Here is a 16551-nt window from a genome sequence, read left to right on the forward strand (position 1 = left end):
AGAGAATTATTATGTCTAACATTCAAAATATGTCCCTTGAGGACATCATGGGAGAGCGCTTTGGTCGCTACTCCAAATACATTATTCAGGAGCGGGCCTTGCCGGACATTCGCGATGGCTTGAAGCCTGTTCAGCGCCGTATTCTTTATTCGATGAACAAGGACGGCAACACCTTTGACAAGGGCTACCGCAAGTCAGCCAAGTCTGTCGGGAATATCATGGGGAATTTCCATCCCCACGGTGACAGCTCCATCTACGATGCCATGGTTCGTATGTCTCAGGACTGGAAAAACCGTGAGATTCTCGTTGAGATGCACGGGAACAATGGTTCCATGGATGGTGATCCACCGGCGGCTATGCGTTATACTGAGGCGCGGCTGTCTGAGATGGCTGGCTATCTTTTGCAGGATATCGAGAAAGATACCGTTCCTTTTGCTTGGAACTTCGACGATACCGAGAAGGAGCCAACTGTTCTGCCGGCAGCCTTTCCTAATCTTTTGGTCAATGGAGCAACTGGGATTTCTGCTGGTTATGCGACTGATATTCCACCTCATAATCTAGCTGAAGTTATTGACGCGGTTATCTATATGATTGATCATCCGTCTGCCAAGGTGGGCAAACTCATGGAGTTTCTGCCTGGTCCAGACTTCCCGACAGGAGCCATTGTCCAAGGCCGTGATGAGATCAAGAAAGCCTATGAGACTGGTAAAGGTCGCGTCGTGGTGCGTTCCAGAACTGAGATTGAAAAGCTGAAGGGCGGAAAAGAGCAAATCGTCATCACCGAGATTCCTTACGAGATTAATAAGGCGGTCTTGGTCAAGAAGATAGACGATGTACGGGTCAATAATAAGGTGGCTGGCATTGCTGAGGTACGGGACGAATCCGATCGGGACGGTCTTCGCATTGCTATCGAGCTCAAGAAAGACGCCAATACCGAGCTGATTCTCAACTATCTTTTCAAGTATACTGATTTGCAAGTTAATTATAACTTCAATATGGTGGCGATTGACAATTTCACACCTCGTTTGGTGGGGATTGTGCCAATCTTGACCAGTTATATTGCCCACCGCAAGGAGATTATTCTGGCACGCAGCCGTTTTGACAAGGCTAAGGCTGAGAAACGACTGCATATCGTGGAAGGACTGATTCGGGTTATTTCCATCTTGGACGAAGTGATTGCCCTGATTCGTGCTTCAGAAAACAAAGCAGATGCCAAGGAAAATCTTAAGGTCAGCTATGATTTCACTGAGGAGCAGGCTGAGGCTATTGTCACTCTCCAACTCTACCGTTTGACCAATACAGACGTAGTGGTTCTGGAAGAGGAAGAAGCAGAGCTGCGTGAGAAGATTGCGATGCTGGCTGCCATTATCGGCGATGAGCGCACCATGTATAACCTCATGAAGCGAGAGCTCCGCGACGTCAAGAAGAAGTTTGGCAATCCTCGTCTCAGTGAGCTGCAGGATACGGCAAACGCTATTGAGATTGATACGGCTAGTCTGATTGTTGAGGAAGAGACCTATGTCAGCGTGACACGTTCTGGCTATATCAAGCGGACCAGTCCGCGTTCTTTCTCTGCTTCAACCCTAGAGGAGATGGGCAAGCGTGACGATGACCGACTGATTTTCGTCAGCCCAGCCAAGACGACCCAGCATTTATTGATTTTCACCAGCCTGGGAAATGTTATTTATCGGCCTGTTCATGAGCTGTCAGACATCCGCTGGAAAGAAATCGGAGAACACCTCAGCCAGACCATCAGCAACTTTGATACCAAAGAAGAAGTGATCTACACGGAATTGCTGGACAGTTTTGAGGAGGGCACTTACTTTGCAGCGACCAAACTGGGACAAATCAAGCGTGTAGAGCGCAAGGAATTCAGTCCTTGGCGGACCTACAAGTCTAAGTCACTTAAGTTCGCTAAACTGAAAAATGAAGACGATCAGGTTATTGCTCTGGCGCCGATTAAGCTGGATGATGTTATGCTCGTGACCAAGAATGGCTATGCTCTTCGCTTCAATATTGAAGAAGTACCAGTCATCGGAGCTAAGGCGGCTGGAGTTAAGGCTATCAACCTCAAGAAAGACGATGTTCTAGCGGCTGCCTTTATTGCCAATACAGACTCTCTTTACCTCCTGACTCAGCGCGGCTCGATTAAGCGTATGGCCGTCGCAGATATTCCTGTTACCAGTCGGGCAAATCGCGGTCTCCAAGTTCTGAGAGAGCTTAAGACCAAGCCGCACCGTGTCTTTGCGGCTGGACCAGTCTTTGGCGAAGCAGTGGACTTTGACCTCTTCACAACAGAAGCAGAAGCCAGTGAGGAGCAGATTTTGCAGGTACTTTCTAATAAAGGAACGGCCTATGAGATCAATCTAGCCGACCTCAGCTTGTCTGAGAGAACTAGCAACGGCAGCTTCATTTCTGATACTATTTCAGACGAAGAAGTCTTCTCAGCTTATATCAAGTAATCATAAAACCAGTTCGCGAGAGCTGGTTTTTTTCAATTTCTAAAATTTTGATAGCAGGAAAAAGTCTGAATAACAAAATTTTCTGAAAATTGAAAATAATACTTGAAAATATCTTAAAAAGGTGTAAAATAGGGAGTATCTAAAAATGAAGTTTGGAAGAAGAGGAGAAAGACAATGACTGTAAATCTTGACTGGGAAAATCTAGGATTCTCATATATGAAACTGCCTTATCGCTACATAGCATACTATCGCAACGGCCAGTGGGAAGAAGGAACGTTAACAGAGGACGCTACGCTCCATATCTCTGAGTCGTCTCCTAGCCTTCACTACGGCCAGCAGGCTTTTGAGGGGCTTAAGGCTTATCGAACTAAGGATGACAGTATTCAGCTTTTCCGTCCAGATAAAAATGCGGAACGTTTACAGCAGACAGCTGATCGCTTGCTCATGCCGCAAGTTCCTACAGAAATGTTTGTGGATGCAGTTAAGCAGGTTGTCCGAGCTAATGAAGAATATGTGCCACCTTATGGAACGGGCGGAACTCTTTATATTCGTCCGCTCTTGATTGGAGTCGGCGATATTATTGGAGTGAAACCAGCTGAAGAATACATTTTTACGATCTTTGTAATGCCGGTCGGCAATTACTTCAAAGGCGGTCTGACTCCGACTAACTTCATTGTGTCAGATGACTATGATCGCGCGGCACCGCACGGAACAGGTGCAGCAAAAGTGGGAGGCAATTATGCTGCTAGCTTATTACCAGGAAAGATTGCCAAGGATAAGCATTTTTCAGATGTGATTTATCTGGATCCAGCAACCCATACCAAGATTGAAGAAGTAGGTTCTGCCAACTTCTTTGGTATCACCAAGGATAATGAGTTTGTGACACCGCTTAGTCCGTCTATCTTGCCATCTATTACCAAGTACTCTTTGCTTTATCTGGCAGAGCATAGACTAGGGCTCAAACCAGTCGAAGGAGATGTTCCACTGGCAGACTTGGGTAAATTCACTGAAGCTGGCGCTTGTGGAACAGCTGCAGTCATCTCTCCTATCGGTGGTATCCAGCACGGCAATGATTTCCATGTCTTTTATAGCGAGACGGAAGTTGGTCCAGTCACTCGCAAGCTATATGACGAATTAACTGGTATTCAATTCGGCGATGTTGAAGCGCCAGAAGGTTGGATTGTAAAAGTATAATCTAAAAACTGTCCTTGATTGGGCAGTTTTCTGTGATTCTAGCCTAAGATAGCTTGCGTACTCAGCTATTTTCGTGTACAATAGAAATTTGAAAGAGGTAAGTTATGAGTAAAAAAGATAAAAAAATTGAAATTCAAATCACAGACAGCAAAGTGAAGGTCGGAGCAGACCAATTTGACGGTTATAGTCTTGCTATTGGCAAGAAGGTTATCGGAGAGATTGCCGAACTAGATGGCCAGTTTGCAATTATCAAAAATGGAAATGCTGAAAGTTTTTATAAAAAACTTGAAAGAGCTGTGGAAACTTTGATTGAAACCTATAATTTAAGCAAATAGGGCTTGCATTTTCATTGTATCAATGTTATAATAGATAGCGTTGATTGTCGGAGAGATAGCGAAGAGGCTAAACGCGGCGGACTGTAAATCCGCTCCTTCGGGTTCGGGGGTTCGAATCCCTCTCTCTCCATTCTTTGTATTAATGGGGTATAGCCAAGCGGTAAGGCAAGGGACTTTGACTCCCTCATGCGTTGGTTCGAATCCAGCTACCCCAGTTCTTAGGTAATAGATCTGATAAAATAATAAAATGTCTTCTGGTGTTTTATTTCTTTATAGGATGGAAATCGTTAACGATAGATCATTGTCATTTGCGGGTGCTTAGGAAAATAAATAAGTAGTATGTCAAGCGAAAGCTTGATTGTTGGAGGATTTTTTTAGATGAATGAATTTGAAGATTTGCTAAACAGTGTTAGCCAAGTTGAGCCAGGTGACGTCGTTACTGCCGAAGTATTGACTGTTGACGCTAACCAAGCTAATGTTGCAATCGCTGGAACTGGTGTTGAAGGTGTTTTGACTCTTCGTGAGTTGACAAACGACCGAGACGCTGATATCAACGACCTTGTAAAACCAGGTGAAACACTTGAATTGCTTGTTCTTCGTCAAGTAGTGGGTAAAGATACAGACACAGTAACTTACCTGGTATCTAAAAAACGTTTGGAAGCTCGCAAAGCTTGGGACAAATTGGTTGGTCGTGAAGAAGAAGTTGTCACTGTTAAGGGCACTCGTGCTGTTAAAGGTGGACTTTCAGTTGAGTTTGAAGGACTCCGTGGATTTATTCCTGCTTCAATGCTTGATACTCGTTTCGTTCGTAACACTGAGCGTTTTGTAGGTCAAGAGTTTGATGCTAAGATTAAAGAAGTAGATCCAAAAGAAAACCGCTTCATCCTTTCACGTCGTGAAGTTGTAGAAGCTGAAGCTGCAGCAGCACGTGCTGAAGTCTTTGGTAAATTGAATGTTGGTGATATTGTAACTGGTAAAGTTGCTCGCATCACTAGCTTCGGTGCTTTCATCGATCTTGGCGGAGTTGACGGATTGGTTCACTTGACTGAATTGTCACATGAGCGCAACGTATCACCTAAGTCTGTTGTATCAGTTGGCGATGAAATCGAAGTGAAAGTTCTTGACCTGAACGAAGAAGAAGGACGCGTATCCCTCTCTCTTAAAGCAACAACACCTGGACCATGGGATGGCGTTGAGCAAAAACTTGCTGCAGGTGATGTGATTGAAGGAACTGTAAAACGTTTGACTGATTTCGGTGCTTTCGTTGAAGTATTGCCAGGTATCGATGGATTGGTTCATATCTCACAAATTTCACACAAACGTGTTGAAAGCCCTAAAGATGCCCTTAAAGTTGGTCAAGAAGTAACTGTTAAGGTTCTTGAAGTGAATGCTGCTGATGAGCGTGTATCACTTTCTATCAAGGCTCTGGAAGAACGTCCAGCTCAAGAAGAAGGACAAAAAGATGAGAAACGTCAATCACGTCCTCGTCGTCCAAAACGTCAAGAAAAACGTGACTTTGAACTTCCAGAAACTCAAACTGGATTCTCAATGGCTGATTTGTTTGGCGATATTGAATTGTAATTAGGTAAAAGAAGTTGAGAAATCTCAACTTCTTTTTCTGATTTTCACTTGTATTTTCAGAGAAAATCAGTTATAATGAATTAGTTGCCACCCTTAGTGTAATGGATATCACGTAAGATTCCGGTTCTTGAGATGGGAGTTCGATTCTCTCAGGGTGGATGACTTAAAATTGGACTCTTCGGAGTCTTTTTTTTCTTTCTTGGAGGAACACATGCAATGACAGTAAAATTAATCGCCCATACCTTAATTGAGAAAGACGGGAAGTATTTACTTATCAAGCGCTCTAAAATAAAGCGTGGCCTCCCTAATGTCTATCCATCTTATTGGGATATTCCCGGTGGGAGTGTAGAAGAGAATGAACTGCCTAGAGAGGCGGCTCTACGTGAGGCTATGGAGGTGGTTAATCAAAAGATTCGGATTGATAGGATTACCCACGAAGATAGTCAGTTTGATTCTGAAAAAGATACTGTTTTCACACGCTTGGTTTATACGGGTAGGATTTTTGAAGAGCGTGATATTATATTAGATCCAGAAGAGCATACAGACTTTGCCTGGATTTCTTCTTTGAAAGACCTAGAGGAGCAGCTCATCGTACCTTATTTGTTTGATATTTTTGCTGACAAATCTATATAAAACAACTAAAAAACATCCCCTTTTATTAGGAGATGTTTTTTTATAATTAGTTTTTAGATGCTTCTTGGAATTCAGGATTCTTCCATGCTTCATCAATAATTGCTTGCAATTCTTTAGCAGAAGCTTGCATTTTTTGAGTCTCAGCATCGTTCAATGGGATGTTTACTGGACGTACGATACCGTGAGCACCAACGATAGCAGGTTGGCCAATGAAGACATTTTCAACACCGTATTGTCCTTCTTGGAAGACTGATAATGGCAATACAGCATTTTCATCGTCAAGAATAGCTTTTGTGATACGAGCCAAAGCAACCGCGATACCGTAGTAAGTTGCGCCTTTTTTGTTGATGATTGAGTATGCTGCGTCACGAACGGAGATGAAAAGATCAACCAAGTCTTGTTCGTTCAAGTCGCGGTTAGCTTGCAACCATTGCTCCAATTTCACACCTGCAACGTTAGCATGTGACCAAACCGCAAACTCAGAGTCACCGTGCTCACCCATGATGTAGGCATGGACAGAACGAGCATCGATACCAATCTTTTCAGCAAGAGCTTGACGGAAGCGAGCTGAATCAAGTGAAGTACCTGAACCAATAACACGCTCTTTAGGGAAACCAGAAAATTTCCAAGTTGAGTAAGTCAAAACGTCAACTGGGTTAGCAGCAACGAGGAAGATACCGTTGAAGCCTGATTCTACGACTTGAGTAACGATAGATTTGTTGATAGCCAAGTTTTTACCAACAAGGTCAAGACGAGTTTCACCTGGTTTTTGAGGTGCACCTGCAGTGATAACAACGAGGTCGGCATCCGCACAGTCTGCATAAGTAGCTGCATAGATTTTTTTAGGTGAAGTGAAAGCGAGGGCGTGGCTAAGGTCTTCAGCATCACCGACAGCCTTTTCAAATAATTGAGGGATTTCAATGATACCAAGTTCTTGAGCAATACCTTGGTTTACAAGAGCAAATGCGTAAGATGAACCTACAGCACCGTCACCGACAAGGATGACTTTTTTATGTTGTTTAGTAGCAGTCATTTCTAAACATCTCCTTATTTTTTTAGGGAAGTTTTCCCGTACACATTCATTCTACCACTTTTGACATATTTTGTCACGGTCAACTTGTATATCTAGCGATGTAAACGTTTTTACAAACGGTTCAAAATACTGAAAAATTAAAGAAAATGTGGTATAATAAAGGGTAGTTTAATATGAAAGAAAGGCATTTTTTAATGCAAGACAGAAACTTAGTAAATGTTAATCTGACTAGTGAAATGAAGACTAGTTTCATTGATTACGCGATGAGCGTTATCGTGGCTCGGGCACTTCCAGATGTTCGTGATGGTCTAAAGCCAGTTCACCGTCGGATTCTCTATGGTATGAATGAGCTGGGCGTGACACCTGAGAAGCCTCACAAGAAATCAGCTCGTATCACAGGGGATGTCATGGGTAAGTATCACCCGCATGGTGACTCTTCTATTTATGAAGCGATGGTGCGGATGGCTCAATGGTGGAGCTATCGCTATATGCTTGTAGATGGCCATGGAAACTTCGGTTCTATGGACGGAGACGGGGCTGCTGCTCAACGTTATACAGAAGCACGTATGAGCAAGATTGCTCTTGAGATGCTTCGTGATATTAATAAAAACACTGTTGATTATATTGACAACTATGATGCCAGCGAGAGAGAGCCTGTAGTTCTTCCTGCTCGCTTCCCTAACTTACTTGTAAATGGTGCGACAGGGATTGCAGTTGGGATGGCGACCAATATCCCACCTCATAATCTTGGTGAGTCTATTGATGCAGTTAAGCTTGTCATGGACAATCCGGATGCAACAACTCGCGATATCATGGAAGTCCTTCCTGGACCAGATTTTCCTACAGGTGCACTTGTTATGGGTAAGTCTGGTATTCACCGGGCTTATGAAACAGGGAAGGGTTCGATTGTTCTTCGCTCTCGCACTGAAATCGAAGAGATGAAAAATGGCCGAGAGCGAATTGTCGTAACCGAGTTTCCATACATGGTTAATAAGACCAAGGTCCATGAGCATATTGTTCGTCTGGTGCAGGAAAAACGTATTGACGGTATCACAGCTGTTCGTGATGAGTCCAACCGTGAAGGGGTCCGTTTTGTCATTGAGGTACGTCGTGATGCCTCTGCTCATGTCATTCTAAATAACCTTTTCAAGCTGACTCAGATGCAGACCAATTTCAGCTTCAATATGCTGGCTATTCAAAATGGTGTGCCGAAGATTCTGTCTCTGCGTGAGATTTTGTTGGCCTACATTGAGCACCAAAAAGAAGTGGTGACTCGACGGACTGTCTTCGATAAAGAAAAGGCAGAAGCTCGAGCTCATATCTTGGCTGGTTTGCTGATTGCATTGGATCATATTGATGAAGTGATTCGCATTATCCGTAATAGCGAGACAGACGCAGAAGCACAGGCTGAATTGATGGCTAAGTTTGAGCTGTCTGAGCGCCAGAGTCAGGCTATCCTCGATATGCGTCTGCGCCGTCTGACTGGTTTGGAACGTGATAAGATCCAGTCAGAATACGATGAGCTGATTGCCTTGATTGCAGACCTGGCTGATATTTTGGCTAAGCCAGAGCGCGTTATCGCTATTATCAAGGAAGAGTTAGATGAGGTCAAGCGTAAATTTGCGGATGACCGCCGTACTGAGCTGATGGTGGGAGAAGTTCTTTCTCTTGAAGATGAAGATTTGATTGAGGAAGCGGATGTTTTGATTACCCTGTCTAATAAAGGTTATATCAAACGTCTGAATCAGGCTGAATTCACTGCTCAGAAACGCGGGGGCCGCGGTGTTCAAGGAACTGGTGTCAAAGATGATGACTTCGTCAAAGAGCTGGTTTCAACAAGCACCCATGATAGACTGCTCTTCTTTACAAATAAAGGTCGAGTTTATCGTCTCAAAGGATATGAAATTCCTGAGTACGGTCGGACAGCCAAGGGCTTGCCAGTAGTCAATCTCTTGAAGCTTGATGAAGGAGAGACTATTCAGACTATCATAAATGTTCAGCAAGACCGAAGTGATGATTCCTATCTCTTCTTTACTACCCGTCATGGGGTGGTCAAACGGACCAGTGTGACAGAATTTGCTAATATTCGTCAGAACGGTCTTAAGGCTTTGAATTTGAAAGATGAAGACGAGTTAATCAATGTCTTTCTGACGGACGGCGCTGCAGATGTTATCATTGGTACTAAGTTTGGTTATTCTGTCCGCTTCAATGAGACAGCTGTCCGGAGCATGAGCCGTATAGCGACTGGTGTTCGCGGAGTTAATCTTCGAGATGGTGACCAGGTCGTTGGAGCTGGTGTGATTGCTGAGGGAGACGAAGTGCTTGTCATCACCGAAAAAGGCTATGGTAAGCGAACTCTTGCTAGTGAGTATCCAACCAAGGGCCGTGGTGGTAAAGGGATTAAAACAGCCAATATCACTGATAAGAATGGACCTCTCGCTGGTCTGATGACTGTTACTGGAGAGGAAGATTTGATGATTATCACTAATACAGGCGTCATCATTCGGACCAGTGTGGCTAATATTTCTCAGACAGGCCGCTCAACTATGGGTGTTAAGGTCATGCGTCTGGACCAAAATGCACAAATTGTCACCTTTACAAGCGTCGAAGCAGACGATAAAGAAGATGTAGCAGAGGAAGAAAACGAATCGTAAAAGAGGACCTCTATATGGTACAAGGAAAAAGAAGTCGAAAAAGAAAACAAAAAAGTAAAAGAAATATTTTTATCAATATTGTTGCGACATTATTAATTTTTGTGGCCCTAGGCTTAATCTTTAATGCGCAAATCCGAAACATGATTATGGTTTGGCATACCAACCAATATCAGGTCAGCAAGGTTTCCAAAGACTCTATTAATAAAAATAAAAATGCTGAGACTAGCTTTGATTTTAATAAGGTAGAGTCGCTTTCTACAGAAGCAGTTATCAATGCTCAGTGGAAAGCCCAGAAGCTGCCTGTTATCGGAGGTATCTCAATTCCAGAAGTATCCATGAATTTGCCGATCTTCAAAGGGCTGGATAATGCTGGATTGTATTATGGTGCTGGTACGATGAAAGAGACTCAGCAGATGGGACAGGGAAATTACGCCTTGGCTAGCCACCACGTCTTTGGCATCACAGGGGCTAGTAACATGCTCTTTTCCCCACTGGATCGTGCTAAGGCTGGTATGAAAATCTATATCACCGATAAAGAGCAAGTCTATACTTATGTAATCACCAGTGTTGAAACGGTAACTCCAGATCGAACGGATCTGATTGAGGATACTGAAGGCGTTACAGAGATTACTTTAGTTACTTGTGAGGATGCCGCGGCAACCAACCGGACTATTGTCAAGGGAACGTTAGAAGGCTCTGTCGAGTATGACAAGGCTCCTAAGGAAGTTATTGAATCTTTCAGTAAGTCTTATAACCAAATGCAGATTTAAAGACGAAAACTAAAAAAATTCACTCCAAAGGTTAGGAAGAACTCTAATTTTTGGAGTTTTTTTATATCAATTCTTGCTGATTTTGACTCTTTTTCCGAATTATAAGGTAAGGAGGTTTCTATGTATAGCATTTCATTTCAAGATGATATTAGTATGATGCCGCGGGAGCGATTGATGAGAGAGGGGGCTGAAAAACTCAGTAACCAGGAGCTCCTATCAATCTTTCTCAGAACAGGGAACAAAAAAGAAACTGTTTTTCAAGTTTCTCAGAGAATTTTATCATCTATTTCTAGTTTGAACGATCTCAAGTATTTAACTTTGCAGGAATTGCAGACTATTTCTGGAATCGGTCCGATTAAGGCTGTGGAGCTACAGGCCATTATCGAATTAGGTCGTCGGATTAATCGAGCAGAGGTTCTGCAGAAAGAGCAGATTATGGGCAGTCAAAAGTTAGCACAGAAAATGCAGCAAGAACTTGGAGATATGAGGCAGGAGTGCTTGGTTGCTATTTATCTTAATAGTCAAAATCAAATTTTGCACCAGCAGACTATTTTTATGGGGACAGTCAGCAGAAGCATTGCAGAGCCGAGAGAGATTCTCCACTACGCTCTTAAGCATCTGGCGACATCTATCATACTGGTACACAATCATCCATCAGGCTCAGTCGTTCCCAGCAGGAATGATGATGAGGTGACCCAGCATATGAAAGAAGCATGTGAGATGATGGGCTTGGTTCTTTTGGATCATTTGATTGTGTCTAAGTCCAACTACTATAGCTACCGAGAAGAGACAGATATGATATAATTTGATTTACTTGAATATAAAAAACTTCTATTCGTGTAGAACAGAAGTTTATCTAGGAATAGAAGCTTTTAAAGAATATTGACAACATAATCAAACAGAGCTAAGTCTCCTTCTCTGGAGCCGAACAAGAACTCTGGGTGCCATTGGACGCCAAGGAAAGGACTGCCGTCAGTAGAGGTGATGGCTTCAATGATCTTATCGCGCGGATCATAGGCGATGACTTCTAGGCCAGCCGCTAAATCCTTGATACTTTGGTGGTGGAAGGAGTTGATTTCAGATGCTGGTCCATAGATTTCGTGCAGAATAGAACCATTCTTGGTCACCATGCTTTGGGTTGTGTACTCAGCAGAGCTATCTTGCCAATGATCTTCAATATCTTGATGAAGCGTACCGCCTAAAGCGACATTATAAAGTTGGGTTCCGCGGCAGACAGTGAAGATTGGTTTATTTTGGCGGCGAGCTTCCTTGATTAAAGCTAACTCAAAAATGTCTCGCTTGAGTAAATAATCATCGCTGTCAATGGTTTTCTCTTCACCATAGAATTGAGGGCATACATTTTGACCTCCTGTGATGATTAATTTATCGACAATGGAAACATACTGTTTAGCCATTTCTTCATCACCGATTGGCAAAATCATTGGAATTCCGCCAACTTCTTTGACACCCTCAACGAATCCTGTCGCTGTATAGCTCATATGGATGAAGTGATCGTCTGGGATTTCTCTTTCATTTCCGGTTATTCCAATAATAGGTTTACTCATAGAGTGTTTAATACCTCTTTCAAATTAATAATCATTTTTTCTCATGAAGTAGAGCAAAGTCTGCAGTTCGCTAGTCAGGTCAACATACTGGACGACCACATCCTTAGGCAGGGATAGGTTTACAGGTGAGAAACAGAGAATGCCCTTGACACCAGCCTGAACTAAGATAGATGCGACTTCTTGAGCTTTTACGCTAGGTACAGTTAGGATGGCAGTTTGCACATTTCCTGACTGTATTTTTTCTTTGATTTGGGAAATTCCATAGATAGGAATCCCATCGCTGGTTGTGCTGCCAACTTCTGGATGGTCATCTGTGTCAAAAGCCATTACAACCTTCATTTTATTGCGCTCATGAAAACGATAGTGCAGCAGAGCCCGCCCCATATTACCAACACCAACAATCATGACATTGGTAATAGCATTGTCGTTTAAGAGGTCAGCAAAAAAGTTCATCAATTTCTTGACATCATAACCAAATCCTCTGCGGCCAAGCTCACCGAAATAAGAAAAATCTCGTCTGACAGTAGCAGAGTCAATACCAATGGCTTCAGCGATTTGCTTGGAGTTGGCTTTTTCGATCTTCTCAGCATTAAAACGTTTAAAAATACGATAGTAGAGCGAAAGCCTTTTAGCAGTAGCTCGGGGAATTGTAGTATTTTTTTCAGTTTTCACAAAATCACAACCTTTCTAATTCTATTTTATAGGAAGTTTGTGAAAAAATCAACTAATTAAGGATGTTTAATGCACTAAAAAAGAAAAGAGTTAACGTTTAAGTTATGTTGCAGTTGCGAAGGATTAGTCCTGATAGGGAGTTAAGTCCAACTGGTACATCTGGCGGTACAAGTCTCCAATTAGCCCTGCAAAAGGCAGCTGGTGTCCCTTATACGTAACAGAAAGCACCTTGAGCGAGTCAGGAACCGTAACGCAGCCAGAGAAGGCTAGAAGAAATTCATCGAAATCTTCATAGGTAAGTGTTCGTTTTACCTTATATGAGTCCAAATAGGTCAGTTCAACCATCGTTAATCCTTTCCTTTGGTTCGATTAGTCATTTGATATTTTCAAGAGTTCTAAGCAGAAGTCAAGCTTGTTTGGTTTTTTAAAGAGTCTAAATCAAAAAAGCAAAATTGCGAGAATCTTGCTTATTGTGGTGTCTTTTCAAAAATATTTCTTTCAACCAAGCTATCCATCAAGAAATAAAATTTTTGCTGGATAATGTGATGGTCTTCTGATTTGAAAATATTGACCAAGCGCAGGCCTGATTTGTCAGTGATGTTGATTTTGAAACCATTCAAATCTTTATTGACGATGATTTTCAGCAGAAAACCATTTCCGCTATTGGGTACAGATTCCAACAGACGAGAGAGTTCATAGTTGCCAACCTTGCTTTCAGCGAAAGTATTGTCGCGCAAGGTGAATTTCTTGACATTTGGGTGAAGTGAATAGGTATATTCACAGTTTGCTAAGCTAACAGATGTTTGAAAGGCCATCTTATCCTCCTAAAATTTCTTTTAATTTCTTTGTAAATGATTGAATCTCTTGCAGGGTCGTTTGGTCCGAAGTACTGATTCGAATAGACTCATGCAAGCGGTTGGAATCCTTGCCGTACATAGCCTGCAAGACATGACTAGGTTGTATAGCTCCGGCTGTGCAGGCTGAGCCTGTTGAAATGGAAAATCCATTTAAATCCATTTGAAGCAGAAGCAGGTCATTTTTTTGATTAGGAAATCCCAAATTGATGACATAAGGCAAGCTGGGCTGGCTTTCATTTAAGTAAAAGTCAATGTCCGATAAGTCAGCAAGTAAGCTGTTTTTTAAGTCTTGCGCACGCTCTAGATTTTCCTCTAGATGTTCCATGCTCTCTGACAGAGTTGCCGCCATGCCTGTGATAGAGATTAGATTTTCAGTTCCGGCCCGGTGTTTTTCTTCCTGGTCACCACCATGCATGAAATTGTCAAAATCCATCTTCTCGGCATAAAGGAAGCCAACGCCTTTGGGACCATGAAACTTATGTGCTGATGCAGAGAGGAAGTCAATCCCTAGCTCGTCTGGGTAGATGGGAAGTTTACCAATTGCTTGAACAGCATCAACGTGAAAAGCAGCAGGATGTTCTTGTAGTAATTCACCAATTTCCTTAATGGGGAGCATGGCACCCGTCTCGTTATTAACCGCCATGGCAGATACAAGAATAGTGTCAGGCCTAAGAGCCTTCTTAATATCCTCTGCTCGAATCTGACCATCCACCGGCTGAACAAAAGTAGCTTCGAAGCCGAATTTATCTACTAAGTACTCTACCACTTCCAAGACGGCATGGTGCTCAATAGCAGTGGTAACAATATGCTTCCCTTGGTTCTGGTGACGAAGGGCATAGCCTTTGATAACAGTATTATTGCTTTCAGTGCCGCCTGACGTAAAAAGAATCTTATTGCTTTGAGTATGCAGAGATTGAGCAACATCCTCACGCGCCTGTCTGAGCAGTTTACTAGCCTCTCGGCCATAGCTATGCGTACTGGAAGGATTCCCAAAGACAGTCATCGTCTTGGTCATTGCTTGAATTGCAGCGGGCGACAAAGCAGTTGTAGCGGCATTATCTAAATAAATCACTCCGGTTACCTTATTTCTTTTGATAGGCAAAGAGTGGACTGACTGGTTTTCTCTCTTGAATGCGGACAATAGCATCACCAATCAGTTCACTAGCTGTAATATAGTGGAGATTCTTAGGTGTTTTTTCTTTGGTATCAACAGAGTCAGTCACAAGAATTTCCCTGATAGGAGAATCATCCAGCAATTCCGCAGCTTTATCCGCAAAGAGACCATGACTAGATACAGCATAGATTTCGACTGCGCCTTCGCGACAGACAATTTTAGCTGCTTCAGAGAAAGTCCGACCGGTATTTAAAATGTCGTCGATTAGAATAGCTTTCTTACCTTCGACATCTCCGATAATATAGCCCTCGGAGCGACCCGCCTCATCTTCGCCATAATCAATGATAGCGATAGGGGCATCCAGATATTCAGCCAAATTGCGGGCGCGTTTTACACCAGAGTTTTTAGGGCTGACGACAACGACATCATCGCCAGTAAGGCCCATGTTGCAGTAGTGTTTGGCAAAGAGTGGGATAGTGAAGAGGTTATCTACTGGGATATCAAAGAATCCTTGGACCTGCACGGCATGAAGATCCAGAGAAATCACGCGATCCACTCCAGCACCGACAAGCATATTGGCAACCAGTTTAGCTGTGATTGGCTCGCGAGGAGCAGCAGTCCGATCCTGACGGGCATATCCAAAATAAGGCATCACAACATTAATCGTATTGGCACTGGCACGCTTGCAGGCATCCACCATAATCAAGAGCTCCATCAAGTGATTATTGACAGGGAAGCTAGTAGACTGAATGATGTAAATATTATAGCCACGAACGCTTTCTTCAATGTTAATCTGAATCTCGCCGTCCGAGAATTGGCGGGAGGAAAGTTTTCCCAAAGGAACCCCAGCAGCCTCAGCGATTTTTTCAGCTATGGAATGATTGGAGTTGAGGGAAAAAAGCTTCATATTTTTTTTATCTGACATGAGTTGGACCGTCCTCTTTTTGTGTCATTTCTATAATCTAATGCTCCATGAAATTTAGATTTCAATAGTCTTTAGATTGCTACCTTTTATTTTACCAAAAAAATTAGATTATTTCAGCTATTTTGTGGTCGTTGATTTACAAGTTTTCAGAAAATCTTGCTATCTTGCTCTTACCAGGTTTGTAGTCGATCTTGTGCTGTTTTAGGAAGTTGAGGAAATTTTCTTTTCCTTTTTCGAAATCTTCAACTTCGACTTCGAGTTCGAAGTCTTTTTTGTCCAAGTAGTGACTCTCATCCAGAGCAAGGAGGCCAATTTCGTCTTCTTTTTCATAGCGGATAGTCTCTAGAGAGCCTAGAATCTTCAAGTCTTGGATAGGAATTTCTTTTTGAAGCAGTGTTTCTAAAATCTCTCCCGTAGGAAATTCATTGTTCTGCAAAATATTTTCAGTTTCTTCTGGTGTCAGGTTCTGATTAAGTTCCAAGGCTCCGACTTCTTGAGGAATCTTGAGCGTCAGCTCAGCTTCGCGATGGTTAAAAGTTCGTACTCGAAAAGCCATATGGGCGTGTCGAATACTTTGCTGATCTGAATCGATGTAGTGGTTGGTTTGGCTAATAGGCGAAATATCAGCAAAAAACTGGAGCAGACGGTCGTGCTTTTCTTTTGTCAGCATGGTTTTGAATTCAATTTCTAAGTGATTCATTTTCATATCCTTTTCTTTTTTTTGAAAGCGATTTATGTTATAATAACAGTTGTGTT

At 42.7% G+C, this 16551-nt stretch carries 15 protein-coding genes, 3 tRNA genes and 1 pseudogene; 11 read left to right on the forward strand and 8 right to left on the reverse strand.

Annotation, left to right across the window (positions count from 1 at the left end; translation table 11 throughout):
• The first annotated feature begins 11 nt into the window (after window positions 1-11).
• The 8 genes and pseudogenes from parC (at window position 12) to HMPREF9378_RS08120 (ending at window position 6205) form a co-directional block, all read left to right on the forward strand.
• Window positions 12-2462 carry a DNA topoisomerase IV subunit A gene (gene parC, locus HMPREF9378_RS08155; protein ID WP_002900295.1) on the forward strand — a complete coding sequence of 817 codons (2451 nt, stop codon included), beginning with the start codon at window positions 12-14 and terminating at the stop codon, window positions 2460-2462.
• A gap of 168 nt (window positions 2463-2630) precedes the next feature.
• A pseudogene (locus tag HMPREF9378_RS08150) lies at window positions 2631-3656 on the forward strand (branched-chain amino acid aminotransferase); the annotation flags it as partial.
• Between the two features lie 104 nt (window positions 3657-3760).
• A complete protein-coding gene (locus HMPREF9378_RS08145) occupies window positions 3761-3991 on the forward strand; it encodes a DUF2969 domain-containing protein (RefSeq protein ID WP_002895433.1) in 231 nt (76 codons plus the stop codon).
• A gap of 49 nt (window positions 3992-4040) precedes the next feature.
• Window positions 4041-4121, forward strand: a tRNA-Tyr gene (locus tag HMPREF9378_RS08140).
• Window positions 4122-4134: 13 nt separating this feature from the next.
• Window positions 4135-4206 (forward strand) — tRNA-Gln (locus tag HMPREF9378_RS08135).
• Window positions 4207-4369: 163 nt separating this feature from the next.
• Window positions 4370-5572, forward strand: a complete 1203-nt coding sequence (rpsA, locus tag HMPREF9378_RS08130) for a 30S ribosomal protein S1 (protein WP_002897515.1) — start codon at window positions 4370-4372, stop codon at window positions 5570-5572.
• A gap of 87 nt (window positions 5573-5659) precedes the next feature.
• Window positions 5660-5731, forward strand: a tRNA-Arg gene (locus HMPREF9378_RS08125).
• Between the two features lie 57 nt (window positions 5732-5788).
• Window positions 5789-6205, forward strand: a complete 417-nt coding sequence (locus HMPREF9378_RS08120; protein ID WP_002913541.1) for an NUDIX hydrolase — start codon at window positions 5789-5791, stop codon at window positions 6203-6205.
• A 46-nt stretch (window positions 6206-6251) separates the two neighbouring features.
• On the opposite strand, the gene HMPREF9378_RS08115 is transcribed toward HMPREF9378_RS08120, so the two are convergent.
• Window positions 6252-7238 carry an L-lactate dehydrogenase gene (locus tag HMPREF9378_RS08115; RefSeq protein ID WP_002895436.1) on the reverse strand — a complete coding sequence of 329 codons (987 nt, stop codon included), beginning with the start codon at window positions 7236-7238 and terminating at the stop codon, window positions 6252-6254.
• Window positions 7239-7432: 194 nt separating this feature from the next.
• On the opposite strand from HMPREF9378_RS08115, the gene gyrA reads away from it, so the two are divergent.
• The 3 genes from gyrA to radC all read left to right on the forward strand — a co-directional run bounded on the left by gyrA (window position 7433) and on the right by radC (window position 11466).
• Window positions 7433-9892: a DNA gyrase subunit A gene (gyrA, locus tag HMPREF9378_RS08110; RefSeq protein WP_032911143.1), complete on the forward strand. Its 2460-nt coding sequence runs from the start codon at window positions 7433-7435 to the stop codon at window positions 9890-9892.
• Window positions 9893-9906: 14 nt separating this feature from the next.
• Complete coding sequence (locus HMPREF9378_RS08105) at window positions 9907-10662, forward strand: class A sortase (protein ID WP_002912535.1); 756 nt, start codon at window positions 9907-9909, stop codon at window positions 10660-10662.
• 120 nt (window positions 10663-10782) lie between these two features.
• The gene (gene radC / locus HMPREF9378_RS08100) at window positions 10783-11466 is read left to right on the forward strand and encodes a RadC family protein (protein WP_002900302.1); all 684 of its coding nucleotides are present in this window, start codon (window positions 10783-10785) and stop codon (window positions 11464-11466) included.
• 68 nt (window positions 11467-11534) lie between these two features.
• Here radC and HMPREF9378_RS08095 read toward each other — a convergent pair whose 3' ends face one another.
• From HMPREF9378_RS08095 to HMPREF9378_RS08065, 7 genes are all read right to left on the reverse strand, one after another.
• On the reverse strand, window positions 11535-12227 hold the full coding sequence (locus HMPREF9378_RS08095) for a gamma-glutamyl-gamma-aminobutyrate hydrolase family protein (protein ID WP_002900303.1): 693 nt from the start codon (window positions 12225-12227) through the stop codon (window positions 11535-11537).
• Window positions 12228-12251: 24 nt separating this feature from the next.
• On the reverse strand, window positions 12252-12899 hold the full coding sequence (locus HMPREF9378_RS08090) for a redox-sensing transcriptional repressor Rex (RefSeq protein ID WP_002900304.1): 648 nt from the start codon (window positions 12897-12899) through the stop codon (window positions 12252-12254).
• 123 nt (window positions 12900-13022) lie between these two features.
• Window positions 13023-13244, reverse strand: a complete 222-nt coding sequence (locus HMPREF9378_RS08085; protein WP_002900305.1) for a DUF4649 family protein — start codon at window positions 13242-13244, stop codon at window positions 13023-13025.
• 122 nt (window positions 13245-13366) lie between these two features.
• Entirely contained in the window at window positions 13367-13714 is a 348-nt protein-coding gene (locus HMPREF9378_RS08080; protein ID WP_002902952.1) for a DUF1831 domain-containing protein, read from the reverse strand.
• 1 nt (window position 13715) lies between these two features.
• Window positions 13716-14828 carry a cysteine desulfurase family protein gene (locus HMPREF9378_RS08075; RefSeq protein ID WP_032911145.1) on the reverse strand — a complete coding sequence of 371 codons (1113 nt, stop codon included), beginning with the start codon at window positions 14826-14828 and terminating at the stop codon, window positions 13716-13718.
• 10 nt (window positions 14829-14838) lie between these two features.
• On the reverse strand, window positions 14839-15795 hold the full coding sequence (locus tag HMPREF9378_RS08070) for a ribose-phosphate diphosphokinase (protein WP_002913544.1): 957 nt from the start codon (window positions 15793-15795) through the stop codon (window positions 14839-14841).
• A gap of 136 nt (window positions 15796-15931) precedes the next feature.
• A complete protein-coding gene (locus HMPREF9378_RS08065; RefSeq protein WP_050540605.1) occupies window positions 15932-16495 on the reverse strand; it encodes a CYTH domain-containing protein in 564 nt (187 codons plus the stop codon).
• Window positions 16496-16551 lie beyond the last annotated feature (56 nt).

It is taken from the genome of Streptococcus sanguinis SK1 = NCTC 7863 (assembly GCF_000194945.1).
In the GTDB taxonomy this organism is placed as follows: Bacteria; Bacillota; Bacilli; order Lactobacillales; family Streptococcaceae; genus Streptococcus; species Streptococcus sanguinis.

Coding starts and splice junctions, on each gene's coding strand:
- parC (WP_002900295.1), top strand. CDS start 12: ATGTCTAACATTCAAAATATGTCCCTTGAGGACATCATGGGAGAGCGC.
- HMPREF9378_RS08145 (WP_002895433.1), top strand. CDS start 3,761: ATGAGTAAAAAAGATAAAAAAATTGAAATTCAAATCACAGACAGCAAA.
- rpsA (WP_002897515.1), top strand. CDS start 4,370: ATGAATGAATTTGAAGATTTGCTAAACAGTGTTAGCCAAGTTGAGCCA.
- HMPREF9378_RS08120 (WP_002913541.1), top strand. CDS start 5,789: ATGACAGTAAAATTAATCGCCCATACCTTAATTGAGAAAGACGGGAAG.
- HMPREF9378_RS08115 (WP_002895436.1), bottom strand. CDS start 7,238: ATGACTGCTACTAAACAACATAAAAAAGTCATCCTTGTCGGTGACGGT.
- gyrA (WP_032911143.1), top strand. CDS start 7,433: ATGCAAGACAGAAACTTAGTAAATGTTAATCTGACTAGTGAAATGAAG.
- HMPREF9378_RS08105 (WP_002912535.1), top strand. CDS start 9,907: ATGGTACAAGGAAAAAGAAGTCGAAAAAGAAAACAAAAAAGTAAAAGA.
- radC (WP_002900302.1), top strand. CDS start 10,783: ATGTATAGCATTTCATTTCAAGATGATATTAGTATGATGCCGCGGGAG.
- HMPREF9378_RS08095 (WP_002900303.1), bottom strand. CDS start 12,227: ATGAGTAAACCTATTATTGGAATAACCGGAAATGAAAGAGAAATCCCA.
- HMPREF9378_RS08085 (WP_002900305.1), bottom strand. CDS start 13,244: ATGGTTGAACTGACCTATTTGGACTCATATAAGGTAAAACGAACACTT.
- HMPREF9378_RS08080 (WP_002902952.1), bottom strand. CDS start 13,714: ATGGCCTTTCAAACATCTGTTAGCTTAGCAAACTGTGAATATACCTAT.
- HMPREF9378_RS08070 (WP_002913544.1), bottom strand. CDS start 15,795: ATGTCAGATAAAAAAAATATGAAGCTTTTTTCCCTCAACTCCAATCAT.
- HMPREF9378_RS08065 (WP_050540605.1), bottom strand. CDS start 16,495: ATGAATCACTTAGAAATTGAATTCAAAACCATGCTGACAAAAGAAAAG.